The sequence below is a fragment of the Pectobacterium carotovorum genome (genome assembly GCF_900129615.1).
In the GTDB taxonomy this organism is placed as follows: Bacteria; Pseudomonadota; Gammaproteobacteria; order Enterobacterales; family Enterobacteriaceae; genus Pectobacterium; species Pectobacterium carotovorum.
In genome coordinates this window covers 71748-92376 of the sequence record NZ_FQWI01000013.1, presented here as the reverse complement: position 1 = coordinate 92376, position 20629 = coordinate 71748, and the positions used below count along the sequence as shown (strand labels likewise).

Genomic DNA, 20629 nt, shown 5'->3' with positions numbered 1-20629 from the left:
TGGTAGTGTGGGGCTTCCCCATGTGAGAGTAGGGAACTGCCAGGCATCAACTACGTGGAAAGCCCCTGTCGAAAGACAGGGGCTTTTTGCTATGGCTGTTCCCCTGAGTGATTCCTATGCGCTTGAACGTATTCAGCAGAAGTCGTGCTGATGGTATGCAGCGTGTTGTGTCTCGTGAAACATTTTCACCTTATGCGTTGAGCGCTCGACATTAGTACAAAAACTCGCTATCTTCGGGCATCTGGATGTCTAAACGTTTAAACGTATGCTTTGAGGATATAAGGTTATGCCAATTCGGGTTCCTGATGAGTTACCAGCCGTTAATTTTCTGCGTAATGAGAACGTCTTTGTGATGACGTCCTCGCGTGCTAAAACGCAGGAAATTCGCCCCCTCAAAGTGCTGGTTCTGAACCTGATGCCTAAAAAGATCGAGACTGAAAACCAGTTTCTACGCTTGTTATCCAATTCTCCCTTACAGATCGATATCCAACTGCTACGCATTGATAGCCGTGAATCAAAGAATACGCCAACCGAGCATTTGAATAACTTCTACTGCAATTTCGACGATATTCAGGACGAAAATTTTGATGGCTTGATTGTGACCGGTGCACCGTTGGGATTGGTCGATTTCTGTGATGTTGTCTATTGGCCGCAGATCGCACGTGTCATCGAGTGGGCAAAAGAGCATGTTACCTCCACATTATTCGTGTGTTGGGCTGTACAGGCTGCTCTCAATATCCTCTACGGCATTCCCAAGATGACCCGTAAGGAAAAGCTATCTGGTGTTTACTCGCATCACACGTTGCAACCTCACGCTTTGCTGACCCGCGGCTTTGACGAAACATTCCTGGCTCCACATTCGCGCTATGCAGATTTTCCGGTTGATGTGATTCGGGAGCATACGGATTTGGATATTCTGGTCGAGTCGGAGCAGGCTGGTGCTTACCTGTTTGCCAGTAAAGATAAACGTCTGGCGTTCGTTACCGGGCATCCAGAGTATGATGTCTTGACGCTCGCAGGAGAGTTTTTCCGTGATTGTGACGCTGGGCTGGATCCGACTGTTCCGGTTAACTATTTCCCCGATGACAATCCTGAGCTGGAACCGAAAGCGAGCTGGCGTAGCCACGGTCATCTGCTTTTTGTTAACTGGCTGAATTACTATGTTTACCAGATTACGCCTTACGATTTACGTAGGATGAACCCTACGCTGGACTAGCTCATCCCAATTCTTTTCTCTGAGGCACCTTTAAGGGTGCCTTTCTTTTTTTCTGCTGAACCATTCCATTCTCATTATTTGGTGAAAGTCATTTCTCTTCTTTTTTTATTTTAATCTTCATTTTTATCAAAATCTTACTTTTGTTTTTACATAAAAATGGAAATTGTTTTTGATTTTGTTTTTTCTTGTATTACGCTTAATTCTGTCGGCTAAGAAATGTACATACTGATTTGCCGATCTGGCGGTTGTTGATAAATGAAGCGGAATCTGAAAAGGAACCACGAATGATGCAGCAGACGATAAACAGAGAATTGGCGTTTAGTCAGCGTTTTGGCGAAGGTGAGAAGCAAATTCTTACGGAAGAAGCGATTGATTTCTTAACGGAGCTGGTCGCACATTTCACGCCAGCACGTAATCAATTACTCGCCGAACGGCAGGTACAACAGCGTAATATCGATCAGGGTAAGTTACCTGATTTTATTTCAGAAACAGCTTCCATTTGTGAAAAGGCATGGACAATACGCGGCATTCCCGATGACCTTCAAGATCGTCGCGTTGAAATTACCGGTCCGGTCGAACGCAAGATGGTGATCAACGCATTGAATGCCAACGTGAAAGTTTTCATGGCGGACTTTGAGGATTCGTTGTCACCAAGTTGGGAAAAAGTGATCGACGGGCAAATCAACTTGCGTGATGCCGTGCGCGGTACGATTTCCTACATCAATGAAACTGGAAAGATCTACCAGCTGAAACCCAATCCTGCCGTGTTGATTTGTCGTGTACGCGGTTTGCATTTGCCCGAGAAACACGTGTCCTGGCAGGGGGAAGCGATTCCCGGCAGTCTGTTTGACTTCGCGCTGTATTTTTTCCACAACTATCAGGAACTGCTGAAGAAAGGGAGTGGCCCTTATTTCTATCTGCCAAAGACGCAGTCATGGCAGGAAGCGGCCTGGTGGAACGATGTCTTCTGCTACACGGAAGATCGTTTTGATCTGCCGCGCGGGACGATCAAAGCAACGGTGTTGATTGAAACGTTGCCCGCCGTTTTTCAGATGGACGAGATCCTCTACCACCTACGCGATCATATTGTTGGGCTGAACTGTGGCCGCTGGGATTACATCTTCAGTTATATCAAAACATTAAAGAACCACAGCGATCGCGTTCTACCCGATCGTCAGTCGGTGACGATGGAAAAACCCTTCCTTAGCGCTTATTCGCGGCTGTTGATCAAAACCTGTCACCGTCGCGGTGCATTCGCCATGGGCGGGATGGCGGCGTTCATTCCGAGTAAGGATGCGGAACGCAATAATTGGGTGTTGGATAAGGTACGTAAAGACAAAGAGCTGGAAGCTCACAATGGCCATGACGGCACCTGGGTGGCCCATCCGGGGCTGGCCGATGCAGTGATGGAGGTGTTCAATCGGGCGTTAGGTGAGCGTAAAAATCAGCTCGATATCAGCCGTGAACATGATGCGCCTATTCGTGCAGAAGAGCTGCTAGAGCCTTGTCCGGGAGAGCGAACGGAAGTGGGGATGCGCGCGAATATCCGCGTTGCAGTGCAGTACATCGAAGCATGGATATCCGGTAATGGCTGCGTCCCGATTTATGGACTGATGGAAGATGCGGCGACGGCAGAAATTTCTCGCACGTCAATCTGGCAGTGGATTCGCCACGGCAAGACGTTGAGCGATGGTCGTGTGATCACCAAAGCGCTGTTCCGCCAAATGCTGGCCGAAGAGATGTTTGTGATTCAAGAGGAGCTCGGTGATGCCCGTTTCAGCGGAGGGCGCTTTGATGAAGCCGCTCGGCTGATGGAAAAAATTACCACGCAAGATGAGCTGATCGACTTCCTGACGCTACCCGGCTACGCATTGCTTGATTAATCCTGACTGATAATAAAAAGGAACCTCTGCTATGACGACCTCTCGTACCCAACAAGTCCAGCATATCGAAAAAGAGTGGAAAACCGCCCGCTGGGAAGGTATTACGCGCCCCTACAGCGCAGAAGATGTGATTAATCTACGGGGATCGGTGAACCCGGAATGCACGCTCGCGCAGCTCGGTGCGGCGAGGTTATGGAATCTGCTGCATGGTGATTCTCGCAAAGGCTACGTTAACTGCCTTGGCGCGCTGACGGGTGGGCAGGCTTTACAGCAGGCGAAAGCGGGTATTGAAGCGATTTATCTTTCCGGCTGGCAGGTGGCGGCGGATGCCAATCTGGCGTCCAGCATGTATCCCGATCAGTCGCTCTACCCAGCGAATTCCGTACCCGCGGTGATTGAACGCATCAACAACACCTTCCGGCGCGCCGATCAGATTCAGTGGGCGAACCGCATTGAACCGGGTGATAAGCGTTATACCGATTACTTTCTGCCGATTGTTGCGGATGCGGAGGCTGGATTTGGCGGCGTGCTTAATGCGTTTGAGCTGATGAAGTCGATGATTGAAGCGGGCGCGGCGGCGGTTCACTTTGAAGATCAACTGGCATCGGCGAAGAAATGTGGCCATATGGGCGGCAAAGTACTGGTGCCGACTCAGGAAGCCGTTCAGAAGCTGGTTGCAGCGCGTCTGGCTGCGGATGTTTTGGGGGTGCCCACCTTGCTGGTCGCGCGAACCGATGCGGATGCGGCAGATTTGTTGACCTCCGACTGCGATGAGTATGACCGTGATTTCATCACCGGAGAGCGCACGGTGGAAGGCTTTTACCGTACGCGTGCCGGGATCGAGCAGGCGATCAGCCGGGGTCTGGCGTATGCGCCTTATGCCGATTTGGTGTGGTGCGAAACTTCAACGCCGGATTTATCGCTGGCGCGTCGTTTTGCCGAGGCCATCCATGCGAAATTCCCCGGTAAGCTGCTGGCGTACAACTGCTCGCCTTCCTTTAACTGGAAGAAGAATCTCGATGACAGCACGATTGCGCGTTTTCAGGATGAGCTGTCGGCAATGGGCTACAAATACCAATTTATTACGCTGGCTGGCATCCACAGCATGTGGTTCAACATGTTTGATCTGGCGCATGCCTATGCACAGGGCGAGGGGATGAGGCACTACGTAGAAAAAGTACAACAGCCTGAATTTGAAGCGATTAAAGACGGTTATACCTTCTCATCGCATCAGCAGGAGGTCGGTACTGGCTACTTTGATAAGGTGACGAACATTATTCAAGGAGGCGAGTCTTCGGTGACGGCGCTGACGGGATCGACGGAAGAACAGCAGTTCTGATCCTGCCCGGTCAGCGTTTGGCTGGCCGGGTCTCATCTGGAGATCATGATGACGCGTGACCTTGAAAAGCTGGTGGCGCAAACGATCCTGCAAGGGTTTGATGCGCAATATGGACGTTTTCTCGAAGTGACGGCGGGTGCACAGCAGCGCTTTGAACAGGCTGACTGGCCCGCCGTACAACAGGCAATGAAACAGCGTATTCATTTATACGATCACCACGTTGGTCTGGTGGTCGAACAGCTGCGCTGTATTACCGGCATTCGCTGCGATGATGCGGATTTTTTGGCTCGCGTGAAGCATATCTACACCCGTTTATTGCCGGATTATCCGCGTTTTGAGATTGCAGAGAGTTTCTTTAATTCCGTCTACTGTCGGCTGTTTAACCATCGGGAACTGGCGCCTGACAAACTGTTTGTTTTCAGTTCTCAGCCTGAACAGCGATTTCGTGAGATTCCCCGGCCTATCGCCAAGACGTTTGTGCCCACTGACGGCTGGCAGAGCATGCTGGAAAAGCTGCTGGGTGACGTGCCGCTGCGTTTACCGTGGGAAGATTTGCCGCGTGATATTGGCTATATCACGGCGTATTTACAGCGCACTTTCTCAACGGAGCAGCTTGCGCACGCGACGTTACAGGTGGCGAATGAGCTGTTTTATCGTAACAAAGCGGCCTGGCTGGTGGGCAAACTGTCGCTCCCTGACGGTGTTTTCCCGTTCCTGCTGCCGATTCACCACAACGAACGCGGTGCGTTATTTATTGATACCTGCTTAACCAGCCAGGCCGATGCCAGCATTGTGTTCGGTTTCGCCCGCTCTTACTTCATGGTGTATGCTCCGCTGCCGTCTGCGCTGGTGGCCTGGCTGCGTGACATTTTACCGGGGAAGACGACAGCGGAGCTTTATCTGGCCATCGGCTGCCAGAAGCACAGTAAAACTGAGTATTACCGTGAATATCTGCACTACATTGCCGAATCAAAAGAGCAGTTTATTATCGCTCCCGGCGTGAAAGGTATGGTGATGCTGGTGTTTACGCTGCCTTCCTTCGATCGCGTATTTAAAGTCATCAAAGATCGTTTTGCGCCGCAGAAAGAGGTGAGCGCCGAGCGGGTTATGGCGTGCTATCAACTGGTGAAAGAGCACGATCGTGTGGGGCGCATGGCGGATACGCAGGAATATGAAAACTTCGTCATCGATAAGCACCGCATCAGCCCGGAACTGCTGGATGAACTCTGGCGGGAGGTGCCGGAAAAACTGGAGGATCTGGGCGATCAGTTGGTGATCCGACATTTGTATATGGAACGCCGGATGACGCCGCTGAACCTTTATTTGGAACAGGCAAACGCACAGCAACTGCACGATGTGATTGAAGAATACGGGAATGCCATCAAACAGCTGGCTGCGGCAAATATTTTCCCCGGCGACATGCTATTCAAGAATTTCGGCGTCACGCGTCATGGGCGAGTCGTCTTTTATGACTACGATGAAATTTGCTACATGACTGAGGTGAATTTCCGCAAAATACCGCCGCCGCGTCACCCAGAGGACGAACTGGCCGCAGAGCCGTGGTACAGCGTTGCACCGAATGATGTGTTTCCCGAAGAGTTTCCCCATTTCCTGTGCAGTGACCGTCACATTCGTACGCTGTTTGAGGAAATGCACGGCGATTTGTTTTGTGCGGACTACTGGCGAGCACTGCAGCAGCGTATTAGGGAAGGGCACATTGAGGATGTTTACGCCTACCGACGCCGCAAGCGTTTCAGTCAGCGTGTTGAGCCGCTATACACTACTACTGAGAATGATTCTGGCCTTTGCCATTATCCGGCGTAAAAAATTATGCTGAGGAGATAGCAGGCTTCGGATGAGCCGCAGGACGCGGCGAAAGCTTGCGCCACGTCGGACAAAACGTCAACGACGTTTTGAACAGCACTTGTGCTGGCCCGAAGGGCGAGGCCCATTTATGGGGCGAGTAAACGTGTCGCAAGCGGTCCGTTAAGCCTGATACCGACGAAGGCACCGCGTCAGCGGCATAATTCCCGCCGAAAGCCTGGGTACACAGGGCGGCGGCGACTGAGCGCCCTGTGTCGGGCGCGTGCTACGAGGTAGCATGAAATAACGGTATTATTGCGCACGAAACCTTCCCACAGTCTGCATAAACATGCGGCTAAAAGGCTCATAACCCGCTGTATTCCTGCATGACCTGCTTAGCGGCTTTGATCACCAGCGCGCCGAGTTCTGTGACACGGTCGTCCGTGATGCGCGACACAGGGCCAGAGATGGAAATGGCGGCGAAGGCTTCATGATGTTCATCCAGAATACAGGCTGCGATACAGCGTAGCCCCAGCGCGTGCTCTTCGTCATCAAACGAATAGCCCTGCTTGCGAATCAGAGACAGGTTTTCTTTCAGGGCTTGTGGCGAGCTAAATGTGTGTGGCGTATAGCCATGCAGCCCTTTCTTGTGCAGCAGTTGAGTGACCTGAGCATCGGGTAAATGCGCCAGAAACGCTTTCCCAGCCCCCGAAGCATGCATCGGCAATTTACCGCCGATGGGGGCGGACATGCGCATCAGCGCCGTACATTGAACCTGATCGATGATGATCGCCTGGCTATCTGTCTGATCGAGCACGGCCAGATTGACGGTTTCGCCAGAATCTTCCATTAGCTTGCGTAGTATCGGATGCACAATGGCCAGCAGGTTGCGGCTTTGCAGAAAGCTGCTGCCGACGATAAACGCGTGTGAAGCAATCGTCCACAGCCCCAAGTCGCCAACCTGACGCACAAAGCCCTGTTGCTGCATGGTGGTGAGCAGGCGGTGGGTCGTGGAATTCGGTAAACCGGCCTGTTGAGCGAGATCGGTTAGCGCCACGCTGCCGTTTGCTTTGGCGATATATTCAAGCAGCGTCAGGCCACGGGTCAGCGACTGAACCTGCCCGGTTGGCTGCGCGGTGGTGCCCGTACTGGCTCTGGGTTTCTTCCCGCGTTTGGTTGGCTCTGGTGGCGTCATGGCGTCGATTCCTTTTTAGGGTTATGGAATTGATTTTCGTTTTTTTACCACAGAATGCAACTCTTCTTTCTCTGCGCTTTTTATCGGCGAATGATCTGAAAAAGTCTCATGCTACACGGCGTTAGCGTGCTCATAACTTATGCTAGGATATACCCGTCATACTCCAAGCTACATGTGCGTTGGCAATACTCGGCTCTCTGAGCCTCGCTCTGAAGAGCCGCCGCAAGCGACGTTCAAATCGGCTTAGCCGATTTGTCCTTACTCACCCCAGTCACTTACTTATGTAAGCTCCTGGGGATTCGTGCGGTTGCCGCCTGCATGCAACTCGGATTATTTTGGGTATAGACACTACATATCGTATTTATTGGCCGGGGATGGGGTTCGCGTGAGTAATCGGGTAGACGAATTGCGGCGTCAGTTGGCGCAACGCATTATGGTACTGGATGGTGGTATGGGAACCATGATCCAGGGTTATCGCCTGCAGGAAGCAGATTACCGCGGTGAGCGCTTTGCTGACTGGCCGAGCGATGTGAAAGGAAATAACGATCTGCTAGTGCTGACCAAGCCGCAGGTGATTAGTGAAATCCATGACGCCTATCTGGAAGCCGGTGCCGACATTCTCGAAACCAACACCTTCAACGCCACCACCATTGCGATGGCGGACTATGATATGGAAGCGCTGTCGGCGGAAATTAACACCGTTGCCGCACAGCTCGCGCGTGCCAGCGCGGACAAATGGACTGCCTTAACGCCGGATAAGCCGCGCTATGTTGCCGGAGTGCTTGGTCCGACGAACCGCACCGCGTCGATCTCCCCCGATGTTAACGATCCCGCGTTTCGTAACGTGAGTTTTGATCAACTGGTGGAAGCGTATCGCGAATCGACACGTGCCTTGATCGCAGGCGGTGTTGATCTGATCATGATCGAAACCATTTTCGATACCTTGAATGCTAAAGCGGCGAGTTTCGCCGTCGAAAGTGAATTTGAAGCGTTAGGGATCGTACTGCCCGTGATGATTTCCGGCACGATCACGGATGCGTCAGGGCGTACGCTGTCCGGTCAAACGACGGAAGCCTTTTACAACTCCCTGCGTCACTCCCGTCCGCTTTCCTTCGGCCTGAACTGTGCATTGGGGCCGGATGAGCTGCGCCAGTATGTCGCCGAACTATCACGTATTTCAGAATGCTATGTGAGCGCACACCCGAATGCGGGGCTGCCTAATGCCTTTGGGGAATACGATCTGGATCCGGCTGATATGGCGAAACATATCGGCGAATGGGCGCGATCCGGTTTCCTGAATATCGTGGGCGGCTGCTGTGGATCGACGCCTGCGCACATTGCCGCTATGGCGAAAGTGGTGGAAGGCGTGCCGCCGCGTAAGCTGCCGGAGATCCCAGTGGCTTGCCGTTTATCTGGCCTGGAACCGCTGAATATCGATGCCAACACGCTGTTTGTTAACGTCGGGGAGCGGACAAACGTCACCGGCTCCGCACGTTTTAAACGTCTGATCAAAGAAGAGAAATACAACGAAGCGCTAGATGTCGCCCGCCAGCAGGTGGAAAGCGGCGCGCAGATCATCGATATCAACATGGATGAAGGCATGCTGGATGCGGAAGCGGCAATGATCCGCTTCCTGAATCTGATTGCCGGTGAACCTGATATCGCCCGTGTGCCGATCATGATCGACTCCTCAAAATGGGATGTGGTTGAGAAAGGGCTTAAATGCATTCAGGGCAAAGGGATTGTTAACTCAATCTCCATGAAGGAAGGCGTTGAGGCCTTTATCCATCACGCTAAGCTGGTGCGGCGCTATGGCGCCGCCGTGGTAGTGATGGCCTTCGATGAAGTCGGGCAGGCAGACACCCGTGCGCGCAAAATTGAAATTTGTAGCCGGGCGTATCGCATCCTGACGGAAGAAGTCGGTTTCCCGCCGGAAGACATTATTTTCGACCCGAATATTTTCGCCGTAGCAACGGGGATCGATGAGCACAACAACTACGCGGTGGATTTCATCGAAGCCTGTGCGGACATCAAGGCGCAACTGCCGCATGCGATGATCTCTGGCGGCGTCTCCAACGTGTCGTTCTCATTCCGTGGTAACGATCTGGTCCGTGAGGCGATCCACGCCGTCTTCCTGTATTACGCGATCCGCAATGGGATGGACATGGGGATCGTGAACGCCAGCCAGTTGGCGATCTATGACGATCTGCCTGTTGAACTGCGCGATGCGGTTGAAGACGTGATCCTTAACCGCCGCAGCGATGCCACCGAGCGCATGCTCGATCTGGCCGAGAAATATCGCGGCAGCAAAACGGAAGATGAAGGTAGCAAAACGCAGGCGGAGTGGCGCGGCTGGGACGTGAAGAAACGTCTGGAGTATTCGCTGGTTAAAGGCATTACTGAGTTTATCGAGCTGGATACCGAAGAAGCGCGCCAGCAGGCGACACGGCCGATCGAGGTGATCGAAGGCCCGCTGATGGATGGCATGAACGTGGTCGGCGATCTGTTCGGTGCAGGCAAAATGTTTTTGCCGCAGGTCGTGAAATCCGCCCGCGTCATGAAGCAGGCCGTGGCCTACCTCGAACCCTATATTGAAGCCAGTAAAGACAAAGGCTCGTCCGCCGGGAAAATCCTGCTGGCGACCGTAAAAGGTGATGTCCACGATATCGGCAAGAATATCGTCGGTGTGGTGCTGCAATGTAACAACTACGAAATTATCGATCTGGGCGTGATGGTACCGACGGATAAAATCCTGAAGACCGCGCGCGAAGAGAATGTCGATATCATCGGGCTGTCCGGGCTGATTACGCCGTCGTTGGATGAAATGGTCAACGTGGCGAAAGAGATGGAGCGTCAGGGCTTTACGCTGCCGCTGCTGATTGGCGGCGCGACGACCTCTAAAGCGCATACCGCTGTGAAGATTGAACAGAACTATAGCGGTCCGACGGTTTATGTGCAGAATGCCTCGCGCTCTGTCGGCGTGGTGTCGGCCCTGCTGTCCAGTACGCAGTATGACGACTTTGTTGCGCGTACTCGTAAAGAGTATGAAACCGTGCGTATTCAGCACGCGCGTAAAAAACCGAGAACACCGCCCGTGACGCTGGAAGCAGCTCGCGCTAACGCCTCCGATTTAGATTGGGAAAACTACACGCCGCCGGTTGCGCATCGTCTGGGTGTCCAGGAAGTAACGGCCAGCATTGAAACGCTGCGCAACTACATCGACTGGACGCCATTCTTCATGACCTGGTCGCTGGCGGGGAAATATCCTCGCATTCTGGAAGATGAGGTGGTGGGCGAGGAAGCGAAGCGCCTGTTTGCCGATGCCAACGTGATGCTGGACGACTTATCCGCACGTGGCGCACTGAATCCTCGCGGCGTGGTGGGGCTCTTCCCGGCGAACCGCGTGGGTGATGACGTGGTGATTTATACCGATGAACGGCGTGAAACGGTGCTGTCAGTGAGCCACCATTTGCGTCAACAGACGGAAAAAACCGACTTCCCGAACTACTGCCTGTCTGATTTTGTGGCACCGAAATCCAGCGGTAAACCGGATTATCTGGGAGCCTTTGCTGTGACCGGCGGGCTGGAAGAAGATACGTTGGCCGATCTGTGGGAAGCTCAACACGATGATTACAACAAGATCATGGTGAAAGCGATCTCTGACCGTCTGGCGGAAGCCTTTGCGGAATATCTACATGAGCGTGTGCGTAAGGTGTACTGGGGTTATGCGCCGAATGAGAACCTCAGTAATGAACTGCTGATCCGCGAGAACTATCAAGGCATCCGTCCTGCACCGGGCTATCCGGCTTGTCCAGACCACACGGAGAAAGTGCAAATCTGGCAGTTGCTGGATGTGGAAAAGCATACCGGCATGAAGCTCACTGAATCCTATGCCATGTGGCCGGGTGCGTCGGTATCCGGCTGGTATTTCAGCCATCCTGACAGCAAATATTTCGCCGTCGCGCAAATCCAACACGATCAGGTGGAAGATTACGCGGTACGTAAAGGGATGAGCGTGAGTGAAGTTGAGCGCTGGCTGGCGCCGAATTTGGGCTATGATGCGGATTAAGGAATTGAGTAAGTGACTTACTGATATTGTTGTCTGAATTATGTATTGCAGGGGGGCGTTTCGTGCGTGATAAGCCACATTTTTCTCTGTGACACTAGCGCCACGCCCGACATAGGGCAGCTCAAACGCCGCTTGCCCTATGTACCCAGGCTATTGGCTGAAATCCTGCCGCTACGCGGTGCCTTCGGAATCATTGAACGCTTATCGAGCCGCCAGTGACGCGTTCCCTACGCGGCACTGGCTTTCGCGACGTCCTGTCGCTCACTCGGCGTTCACTGATACCTCAGCATGATTTCTGATGCCAGCCAAAGAACCTTCCCTACGCTAGCTAAGGTGTTCAGGATTTAGAATGCATTTCAATGAGAATAGTTATCAGTCTTATTGATGCGCTCGCTACGCAATGATAAGGTGAATAACGATCTCTGTAGCGAATACGTCGCTGCGTCACGTCATTTCCACTAACCGCAGGCCTGATTCTGGGCGTTAAACAGGATGAGGGTATCTTCCCGCTCATGCTAAAACGACTCTTTTCCATTGAGGATTTCTTCGACATCGGTGAACGTTACGGGATTGATTACCACTTCCCGCAGCTGTCGTCCTGTCGTGAGCGCGCGAAAGAAAAGCGTATCGTGGTGCAGGGCGATGTCGAAGAGATGACGCTGTCCTCTGGGATTTGCCTGACAAATTCTAACGTGCGCGTGTTGCAGCCTTACGAATCGACGTCTTTGCACTGCTGTCCGTTCTATACGCTAGTGGTGCTGGAAGGTCGTGTCGCGCTGAGTCTGAACGGCAAGGAATTTGTTGTGCGCTCAGGTATGGCATTCAGCACCCGGCTGGGTGACCCGTTAGTCATGAACGCCAGCCACCTTGCGGACTGTCACCTTCGTACCGTGTCGCTGGGTATTTTTCCCACCACTTTCGCTTTGGATCCGCTGTTGGGCTCGCTGCTGAACGAGTGGGAACAGGGCGGTAATCCGACGTTTTTATGGCAGGTTCCCGGCTATTTATTATCTGGGTTGCAGCACGCGCTGGAAAACACCGTGCCGGGATTATCGCGCCAACTGATGCTGGAAGGTGTGATGCTACAGTTGCTAGGGCAAGGTCTGTCATTCGGGCAACGTGGGGGAGAACGGCGCGTATTGCCGCCGCCCGGCGAACAGGATCGGCTGGAGAACGTTCGGCGACTTCTGGCGCAACAGCCTGAAAAAGAGTACACCCTCAATGAACTGGCGCAGATGGCCGCGATGAGCACCAGTAGCCTGCGTACCAAGTTCCGTCAGGCGTATGGTCATTCAGTTTTTGACTACCTGCGCGATTGTCGGCTGGAACTGGCTCGGCGCTATCTGGTGCAGGGATACAGCGTTCAGCAGACGGCCTGGATGTCGGGTTACCAGCACGCCACCAACTTTGCCACGGCTTTCCGGCGGCGTTACGGTATGGCGCCGAGCGATGTGCGCATGGTCAGCTAACGTTTCCTTCCTTATCAACATCAATCCATATCAACTCATTGACCCTTTACGCCTGACTTTTCCACGGTGCTGCTAGTCTGGCGTTTTCTCGCTGAGTTCCCGTTTTGTCATTGCGCATACGTAAGCTGTCACTGCGCATAGCTATCGCCAGACCGAAAACGGTAATAATTCTTATTTACAATAATAAGGTCTGTGGAGATTCCCATGTTCAGAAAAACGCGGCTGGCGCTGGTAGTTGGCTGTTTCACCAGTGGATTGACGGTGTCGGCACTCGCGCAGGATACGCCATCTTCTTCTCAGGGCGAGACGCTAGTCGTGACGTCTCAAACACAACGTGGTGCAACCAAGCTGGAAACGCCCGATATTGAGACTCCTCAGGCCGTTTCTATCATTACGCGCGACCAGATTCAGGAGCAGGGTGCGACCAGCGTTCGTCAGGCGGTCGGTTATACGCCGGGCGTGTATAACAACCAAATCGGCGCGTCCAACCGCTTTGACTACATGGTGCTGCGCGGCTTTTCCGATGGCAGTCTCGATAACGTCTATCTCGACGGGCTGAAGATGATGGGGGATACCAACTCCCATAGCTCACTGGTTATCGATCCCTGGTTCCTCGACAGCATTGAAGTGGTCAGAGGCCCGGCGTCTGTACTCTACGGACGTTCTTCTCCGGGCGGGATTGTGGCGCTGAATTCCCGTCAGCCGTCGTTCGATCGCAGCGGGCAGATCAAACTGTTCGCAGGCAATAATGCGCAGCGTGGTGCGGCGTTTGACGTTACCGGCCCGCTGGATGATGACGAACGTTTTGCGTTCCGCCTAGGCGGGATGGTGCGTGAGGCGGATACCCAATTTGGGCCGCTGAAAGAAGAGCGCTATGCGATTGCGCCTAGCCTGCTGTGGCGGATTTCCGACAAAACTCGTCTGGAATTTATGGCTTACCTGCAACGCGATCCTGAGGGCGGTAGCCATTCGGGTTTACCGTATGAAGGCACCGTGGTGGCGCATAACGGGCAGAAAATCTCGAACACCTTCTATGAAGGGGAAGAGAATTATGAGAAATACGACCGTAAGCAAAACATGGTGGGATACAACTTTGAGCATGGTTTTGATAACGGCTGGGCGGTGCGTCAAAAAGTGCGTTATCTGCGTACCAAAGTGCACTTGGATCAGGTGTACGCCTATGGTTGGACGCAGCCGAACGCCGACACGCTGACCCGTTACTACTCAGGTTCCCGCGAGTCGCTGTCTGCGTTAACGTTAGATAATCAGCTCGATGGCAGCGTGGATACCGGTGCGGTGAACCACCGTCTGCTGGTGGGAATCGACTATCAGCAGCGTAATAATAATGTGGACTGGCCTTCGGGCTCCTTCCCAGCGATCGATGCGTTTAATCCCGTTTACGGCTCCGGTCCAACGGCCATGTCCGGTACGCTGGAAAAGCACAAGCTGCAACAGACGGGCATCTATCTACAAGATCAAATGAGCTGGGAGCGCTGGCGCTTAACGCTGGGCGGTCGTCACGATCGGGTAAAAGTGACTCACGTTAACCATACCAACGGCACGCACAGCGAGTTGGATAAAAACAACTTTAGCTCGCGTGCTGCCTTACTCTACCTGTTTGATAATGGTTTTGCGCCGTATGTCAGCTATTCCACGGCTTTTACGCCGACCAGCTTCGCCGATGATAACGGCAACGTACTGGAGCCGATGAAAGGCAAGCAGTGGGAAGCCGGGATGAAATATCAGCCTGAAGGTTCTCAGGATCAGTACAGCCTGTCGGTATTCCGTATCAATCAAAAGAACGTGGCGACCAAAGTGCAGCCTAACGATCCTTACCGCTCCGTGGGGGAAATCGAGTCTGAAGGGGTGGAACTGGAGGCAGTGAGCCATATTACCGACAATCTGCGTCTGCAAGTGGCCTATACCTATACGGATATTCGCTATAAGAAAAGCAGCGTAGCCGAGCAAGGAAAACGTGCGGTGTACGCGCCGCGCAATCAGGCCAGCGCCTGGGCCAGCTATGATGTCAAAAGCGGTCCGCTGGACGGCCTGACGCTTGGTTCTGGTGTGCGTTACGTGAACGGTGTGACTTCCGATCGCGCCAATACTCACACGCTGCCTTCTTATACGCTGGTGGATATGGCGGTGGGATACGATCTCTCGAAGGTCGGTCTGAAAGGGCTGAGTGCGCAGCTTAACGTCAACAACCTGACCGACAAACGCTACGTGGCGGCCTGCAACTCGCTGGAGTTCTGCTACTTCGGTGCCGAGCGCAGTGTCGTCGGCAGCGTCTCTTATTCGTTCTGATCGCGTGTTTTGCAGCAATAAAACGAAAGCCGGGTTTCCCCGGCTTTTTCACATCATGATTCGCTAACCATTAATACAGGCCAATCGCTTTCCACCACAATAGGCCGGCGCTCATGAAGATCGCCTGATTCACCAGACTGACGACGAAACCGGTGCGCCACCATACGGCGGTGGGCACGTAACCTGCGCCGAACAGGATTGGGCCGCGCGCGTGGGTATATTGCGTCAGTGAACAGTACAGGCTGCTGGTAAACGCCAGCATGAACGCCATTGGCACCGCTGGAATGTTCAGGTTGATCCCGACACCGAGGAATACGGCAAAAAGCGCGGCGATCTGTGCATTGCCGCTGGCGAAGAAATAGTGAGTGTAGAAATAAGCGGCGTTCAGCAGCAACAGCACCAATACCCAACTGGTTCCCTGCATTAAATGACCGATATTGCTGCCGATGAGATCGCCAAACCAGTTGGTGAAGCCGAGCTTTTTCAACTGATTTGCCATCATCAATAGGGCGGCGAACCAAATCAGCGTATCCCAGGCTCCTTTCTCACTCTTCACGTCTTCCCAGCTCAGTACGCCGGTTAACAGTAGGAAAGACAGACCGACGAACGAGGCCGTCGTGGCATCCACGCCTAGTTTATCGCCAAAAATCCACAGCACCAGCAGCAGGACAACGGTGAATGCCATCAGCCATTCACCGCGGCTCATGTGGCCCATCTTTGCCAGTTCGGCGACGGCCAGTTTTGGTGCATCCGGCGTATGGCGAATTTCCGGTTTGGTTAGCCAGTAGACGAGCAGCGGGACAACTGCCAGAGAGATTAAACAAGGCACGAGCGCCGCCAGAAACCAGCTTCCCCAGGTAATGGTTACGCCCGCATTGGCTGCGAGTTTCACCGCCAGCAGGTTGCCGGTGTAAGCGGTCATAAACAGCGCCGCCGTCACGTCGTTAACGTTACCGATGCAGGTAATCAGAAAGGTGCCAATCTTACTGCGCGAGGCATCTTCCGGTTTGGAATCGAAGCTGCGCGATAGCGAATCGGCAATGGGATAAATAATCCCGCCGCAGCGTGCGGTGTTGCTCGGCATCGCGGGGGAAAGCACCAGATCGGCAAAAGCCAGCCCGTAAGCCAGACCCAGCGTGCGTTTTCCCAACATGCGGATCATCTGCAAGGCGATGCGGCGACCCAGCCCCGTTTTGATAAAGCCACGTGCGATCATGAAGGCGACAACAATCAGCCAGATCAGCGAGCTGTTCAGGTCGCTGAGTGCCGTTTGTATCGCGCCGCTGGCCGTTTTATCCCCTGCGGCGTATGTCAGCGCAAAGAGCGTGATACTGATAATACCGATGGCCCCAATCGGGAGAACATTCGCGACAATACACACGATCGTGGCCACGAAAATGACGGCGGAGTGCCAGGCGGCGGGGCTTAGGCCGGTTGGGGGCTCCATGTGCCAAAAAAAAGCGGCGATGGCGAGAATAATGATTAGCGGGAGCCAGTTCAGTCCATATGAGGTTTTCGTCTTCATCCATTTTCCTTACTCGAGAGCAGCAAGATTCTGCAGAGTTATAACCCATAAGAGTTATAGGGATAAAAAGAGCATAGCGCTAACCGGGGAAGGTGTGAGGCAAAATTATCGGCTTATTGATTTGGATTCTGTTTTTTAAATATTGTCAGTTAATTAATTTTTATCAGTCCTTGATCGCTGGGCGATTTTGCTTTGACGCGGGCCGCCTCGCAGTACGGTCTGCCAACATCTGGTAAGATGGTCATTCATTACGTCATCAACACGTTTTATTTCATCAACACACGTTTAGCTGGAGGCGCGGACTTTTTGTTAACACTGCTGAATCTCCTTTCTGCGATTGCGTTACTGGTATGGGGCACTCACATTGTCCGTACCGGTATCATGCGGGTTTATGGCACCCAGTTACGGCGGGTTCTCAGCGATAGCGTTGAGAAAAAACCGTTGGCTTTTATGGCTGGCATCGGCGTCACTGCGCTGGTGCAGAGCAGCAATGCGACCGCGTTGCTGACGACCTCTTTTGTCTCACAGGGGCTGGTGGCATTAACGCCTGCGCTGGTGATTATTCTCGGGGCGGATGTCGGTACGGCACTGATGGTGCGAATTCTGACGTTCGACCTGTCCTGGCTTTCTCCGCTGCTGATTTTTCTGGGCGTGATATTTTTCCTCAGCCGTAAGCAGACGCGGGGGGGGCAGGTTGGTCGCGTGGCGATTGGGCTTGGGCTCATTTTGCTGGCGTTGGAAATGATTGTCGTGGCCGCGGCTCCTATCACGCAAACGTCGGGCGTGAAGGTACTGTTTTCCTCGTTGACGGGCGACGTCATGCTGGATGCACTGGCTGGCGCGCTGTTCGCGGTGATTACCTATTCCAGTCTGGCAGCCGTGCTGCTGACGGCAACCTTGACGGCAAGCGGTGTGATCTCGCTGGAAGTGGCGATGTGCCTGGTCATTGGTGCCAATCTGGGCAGCGGATTACTGACGATGATGAGCACCTCGACGCAGAATGCGGCAGGCCGACGCGTCGCGCTCGGTAGCATGCTGTTTAAGCTGATAGGCTGTTTGGTTGTGCTGCCGCTGGTTGAACCGCTTTCGCGCTGGCTGACGCGCATTCCGTTAAGCGCCGAAGAGCTGGTTATCTACTTCCACCTGTTCTACAACCTGATTCGTTGCCTGCTGCTGATCCCGCTTACCGGCGTGGTGGCGCGACTGTCCTGCGCGATGATTGCTGACTCGCCGCAGGTCGATCTCCAGATGAAACCGCGCCATCTGGACACCAGCTCGCTGGATACGCCAGCGCTGGCGCTGACCAACGCCGCACGAGAAACGCTGCGTATTGGCGATGTGCTGGAGCAGATGCTGCGTTTGTACCGTGAAGTCTTACAGGGCGACCATATGCAGCGGCGGGAGATTCGTCGACTCGATGATGATGTCGATATCCTTTACACCGCGATTAAGCTCTATCTGGCGCAGATTCAGAAAGACGGATTGGATGAGCGGGATTCCCGGCGTTGGGCTGAGGTGATCGAGGTGGCGCTGAATCTGGAACAGGCGGGAGACATTATCGAACGCATGGCAGATGACATTGCTAATCATTCCTCTGGCGTACGCATGGCGTTTTCCGCGCAGGGGCTGGAAGAGTTGAACCACCTGCATGAACAACTGCTGGCGAATTTGCGTCTGGGACTGTCGGTTTTCCTGTCGGAGGATGTCACCAGCGCAAAACGCCTGCGCCGTGCCAAGCACCGCTTCCGCATTATGAATCGCCGTTATGCCCATGCGCATGTCGATCGCTTACATCAGCACAACGTACAGAGTCTGGAAACCAGTTCGCTCCATTTAAGCTTGCTTGGAGACATGAACCGACTGAATTCACTGTTCTGTGCAGTAGCGTATAACGTCTTGATTGTGCAACAGGATGGGGAAGAGGAACGCGAAGAATCTCCGCTGACGTTGTGACAGAATCTTGTGGGGGTGTTTCCCCCACAAGATAGAAATAGCTTACTCGAACAGGCTGCGGTGCAGCGTTTGCACCACACGCTCGGCGTCATCACCCGGTACCAGGAAGCACAGGTTGTTGCTGCTGGCGCCGTAGCAGATCAGGCGAATACGGAAGGGTTCCAGTACGCCAAATACTTCCTTCCCGACGCCACAGGCCTGAGACAGATTGTTGCCGATCAGTGCGACCAGCGACAGATTCTCTTCAACCTCAACCCGACACAGCGATGACAGCTCAGTCAGCAAGGCGCTGGATAGCAGGCTGTCGCCCGTAGAGGTGGAGCCGGTTGTGTCGAGTGTCAGCGCGACGTTGACTTCTGACGTGGTGATCAGGTCAACGGAGATGTTGTGACGCGCCAGAATGCTGAACACTTCGGCCAGAAAACCGCGTGCGTGCAGCATGTTCAGGCTATACAGCTTAAGCAGCGTTTGTTTACGGCGCAGCGCCAGCGCGCGGAACAGCGGCGGATTTTCAGTTTTATTGCACACCAGCGTACCGCCAGCGGCCGGATCTTTGCTGGAACCGACAAACACAGGAATATCGCTACGCACCGCAGGCAGCAGCGTAGCTGGGTGCAGGACTTTTGCACCAAATGTCGCCATTTCGGCGGCTTCTTCAAACATGATTTGGTCGATGCGTTTTGCAGTCGGCACCACGCGTGGATCGGTGGTGTAGATGCCGGGAACATCGGTCCAGATATCAATCCGGCTGACGTTGAGCGCTTCGCCCAGCAGTGCCGCCGTATAATCGCTACCGCCGCGACCCAACGTGGTCGTGCGACCTTTCGCTTCGCTGCCGATAAAGCCTTGAGTGATCACCAGACCTTGCTCAAGACGCGGCTGCAACTGGCTGCGAGTCAGTTCACCTAAAACCTCGAAGTCTGGCTGTGCACGGCCAAAGTGATCGTCGGTACGCATGATTTTGCGCACATCGAACCATTCTGCAACGACATCACGCTGGCGCAGAATCTCGACAAACAGCAGGGTAGACATGAGTTCGCCGTGGCTGACCAGTTCATCGGTCAGGGCGTTAGATGTCGCGAGTGCCGCCGCTTCAGACAGCGTGGTGACGCTGTCCAGCATGCGATCAATCTCATCGCGAATCACGCTTTGGTTGGTCAGTTTGTCGATGATGGCGTATTGGATTTGGCGGATTTTCGCCAGATGCTCGGCACGCGTTTCGGGCGTTTGACCTTCCGCGAGCGCGACCAGTAAATTGGTGATACCTGCCGACGCCGACAGCACCACAACGCGCACATTCGGGTTGGATAACACCACATCGGCACTGCGATTCATGGCGTCAAAGTCCGCCACGCTGGTGCCGCCAAATTTGGCAATAACGGTAGAGTTCGCGTTTGCGGATACTTCAATTGCAGACATGTCAAAAAACCTCGTGTCAGGGGGTAGGCTGTTTTCAGTAAACAGCATTCCATTAATCAGCCTTGGCACAGGGGGAGAGCAAAAGTAGGGGGCAGGCGTAGAAAATCACTACGATACACCCAGAAGCGCTCCACCTTGCTGGACGTCCGTCAGGACTAATCCGGTGACAACCCAGAGGATTCAGCCTCTGTAGTCGATAGGGTGAAAGCCGTATTTCACCGCATCTCGGCGTCGCTCCCCCTCGGATATCATCAGCGGATTACGGTTCCTCCGATATCTTACCTGGGCGACGCGCCTCTTCTGGCTTGCACACCGAGTGTGCAAGTACGGTGTTAGAAATAACGGGTTATGCCGTTTCTGTCAATAAACAATCTGCCTGCAAACGACAAGCTGTCAGTAAACGACAGGGCATAAACCGCTTTTAGCAAGAAAAGGGATCTCAATCGGGATT

11 protein-coding genes and 1 riboswitch are annotated in these 20629 nt (G+C 53.6%); of the genes, 8 read left to right on the top strand and 3 right to left on the bottom strand.

The genetic code is table 11. The features are described 5' to 3' along the window. Nucleotides 1-286 precede the first annotated feature (286 nt). From metA to aceK, 4 genes are all read left to right on the top strand, one after another. A complete protein-coding gene (gene metA, locus BUB06_RS19985) occupies nucleotides 287-1216 on the top strand; it encodes a homoserine O-acetyltransferase MetA (protein WP_010309261.1) in 930 nt (309 codons plus the stop codon). Between the two features lie 284 nt (nucleotides 1217-1500). Then, nucleotides 1501-3099 (top strand): malate synthase A, encoded by a 1599-nt coding sequence (gene aceB / locus BUB06_RS19980; RefSeq protein WP_039475718.1) that lies wholly within the window; start codon nucleotides 1501-1503, stop codon nucleotides 3097-3099. 31 nt (nucleotides 3100-3130) lie between these two features. After that, nucleotides 3131-4438, top strand: a complete 1308-nt coding sequence (gene aceA / locus BUB06_RS19975; RefSeq protein WP_039475722.1) for an isocitrate lyase — start codon at nucleotides 3131-3133, stop codon at nucleotides 4436-4438. 48 nt (nucleotides 4439-4486) lie between these two features. Beyond that, nucleotides 4487-6262 (top strand): bifunctional isocitrate dehydrogenase kinase/phosphatase, encoded by a 1776-nt coding sequence (gene aceK, locus BUB06_RS19970; protein WP_039475724.1) that lies wholly within the window; start codon nucleotides 4487-4489, stop codon nucleotides 6260-6262. Nucleotides 6263-6605: 343 nt separating this feature from the next. Here aceK and iclR read toward each other — a convergent pair whose 3' ends face one another. Then, nucleotides 6606-7436, bottom strand: a complete 831-nt coding sequence (iclR, locus tag BUB06_RS19965) for a glyoxylate bypass operon transcriptional repressor IclR (protein ID WP_039475727.1) — start codon at nucleotides 7434-7436, stop codon at nucleotides 6606-6608. A gap of 385 nt (nucleotides 7437-7821) precedes the next feature. Between iclR and metH the strand changes: the two genes are divergently transcribed. The 3 genes from metH (at nucleotide 7822) to foxA (ending at nucleotide 15281) form a co-directional block, all read left to right on the top strand. Then, nucleotides 7822-11505, top strand: a complete 3684-nt coding sequence (gene metH / locus BUB06_RS19960) for a methionine synthase (RefSeq protein WP_039475729.1) — start codon at nucleotides 7822-7824, stop codon at nucleotides 11503-11505. Between the two features lie 512 nt (nucleotides 11506-12017). Continuing rightward, nucleotides 12018-12974 (top strand): helix-turn-helix transcriptional regulator, encoded by a 957-nt coding sequence (locus BUB06_RS19955; RefSeq protein ID WP_039475732.1) that lies wholly within the window; start codon nucleotides 12018-12020, stop codon nucleotides 12972-12974. 204 nt (nucleotides 12975-13178) lie between these two features. Next, nucleotides 13179-15281: a ferrioxamine B receptor FoxA gene (gene foxA / locus BUB06_RS19950; RefSeq protein WP_039475735.1), complete on the top strand. Its 2103-nt coding sequence runs from the start codon at nucleotides 13179-13181 to the stop codon at nucleotides 15279-15281. A gap of 70 nt (nucleotides 15282-15351) precedes the next feature. On the opposite strand, the gene BUB06_RS19945 is transcribed toward foxA, so the two are convergent. After that, nucleotides 15352-16806, bottom strand: a complete 1455-nt coding sequence (locus BUB06_RS19945) for a DASS family sodium-coupled anion symporter (protein WP_039475738.1) — start codon at nucleotides 16804-16806, stop codon at nucleotides 15352-15354. A gap of 306 nt (nucleotides 16807-17112) precedes the next feature. Here BUB06_RS19945 and BUB06_RS19940 point away from each other — a divergent pair, with 306 nt between their 5' ends. After that, nucleotides 17113-18759, top strand: coding sequence for a Na/Pi cotransporter family protein (locus tag BUB06_RS19940; RefSeq protein WP_039475825.1), 1647 nt, complete (start codon nucleotides 17113-17115; stop codon nucleotides 18757-18759). A gap of 42 nt (nucleotides 18760-18801) precedes the next feature. Here BUB06_RS19940 and lysC read toward each other — a convergent pair whose 3' ends face one another. Continuing rightward, nucleotides 18802-20178 carry a lysine-sensitive aspartokinase 3 gene (lysC, locus tag BUB06_RS19935; RefSeq protein WP_010295540.1) on the bottom strand — a complete coding sequence of 459 codons (1377 nt, stop codon included), beginning with the start codon at nucleotides 20176-20178 and terminating at the stop codon, nucleotides 18802-18804. A 115-nt stretch (nucleotides 20179-20293) separates the two neighbouring features. Then, a riboswitch (Lysine riboswitch) is annotated at nucleotides 20294-20486 on the bottom strand. Nucleotides 20487-20629 lie beyond the last annotated feature (143 nt).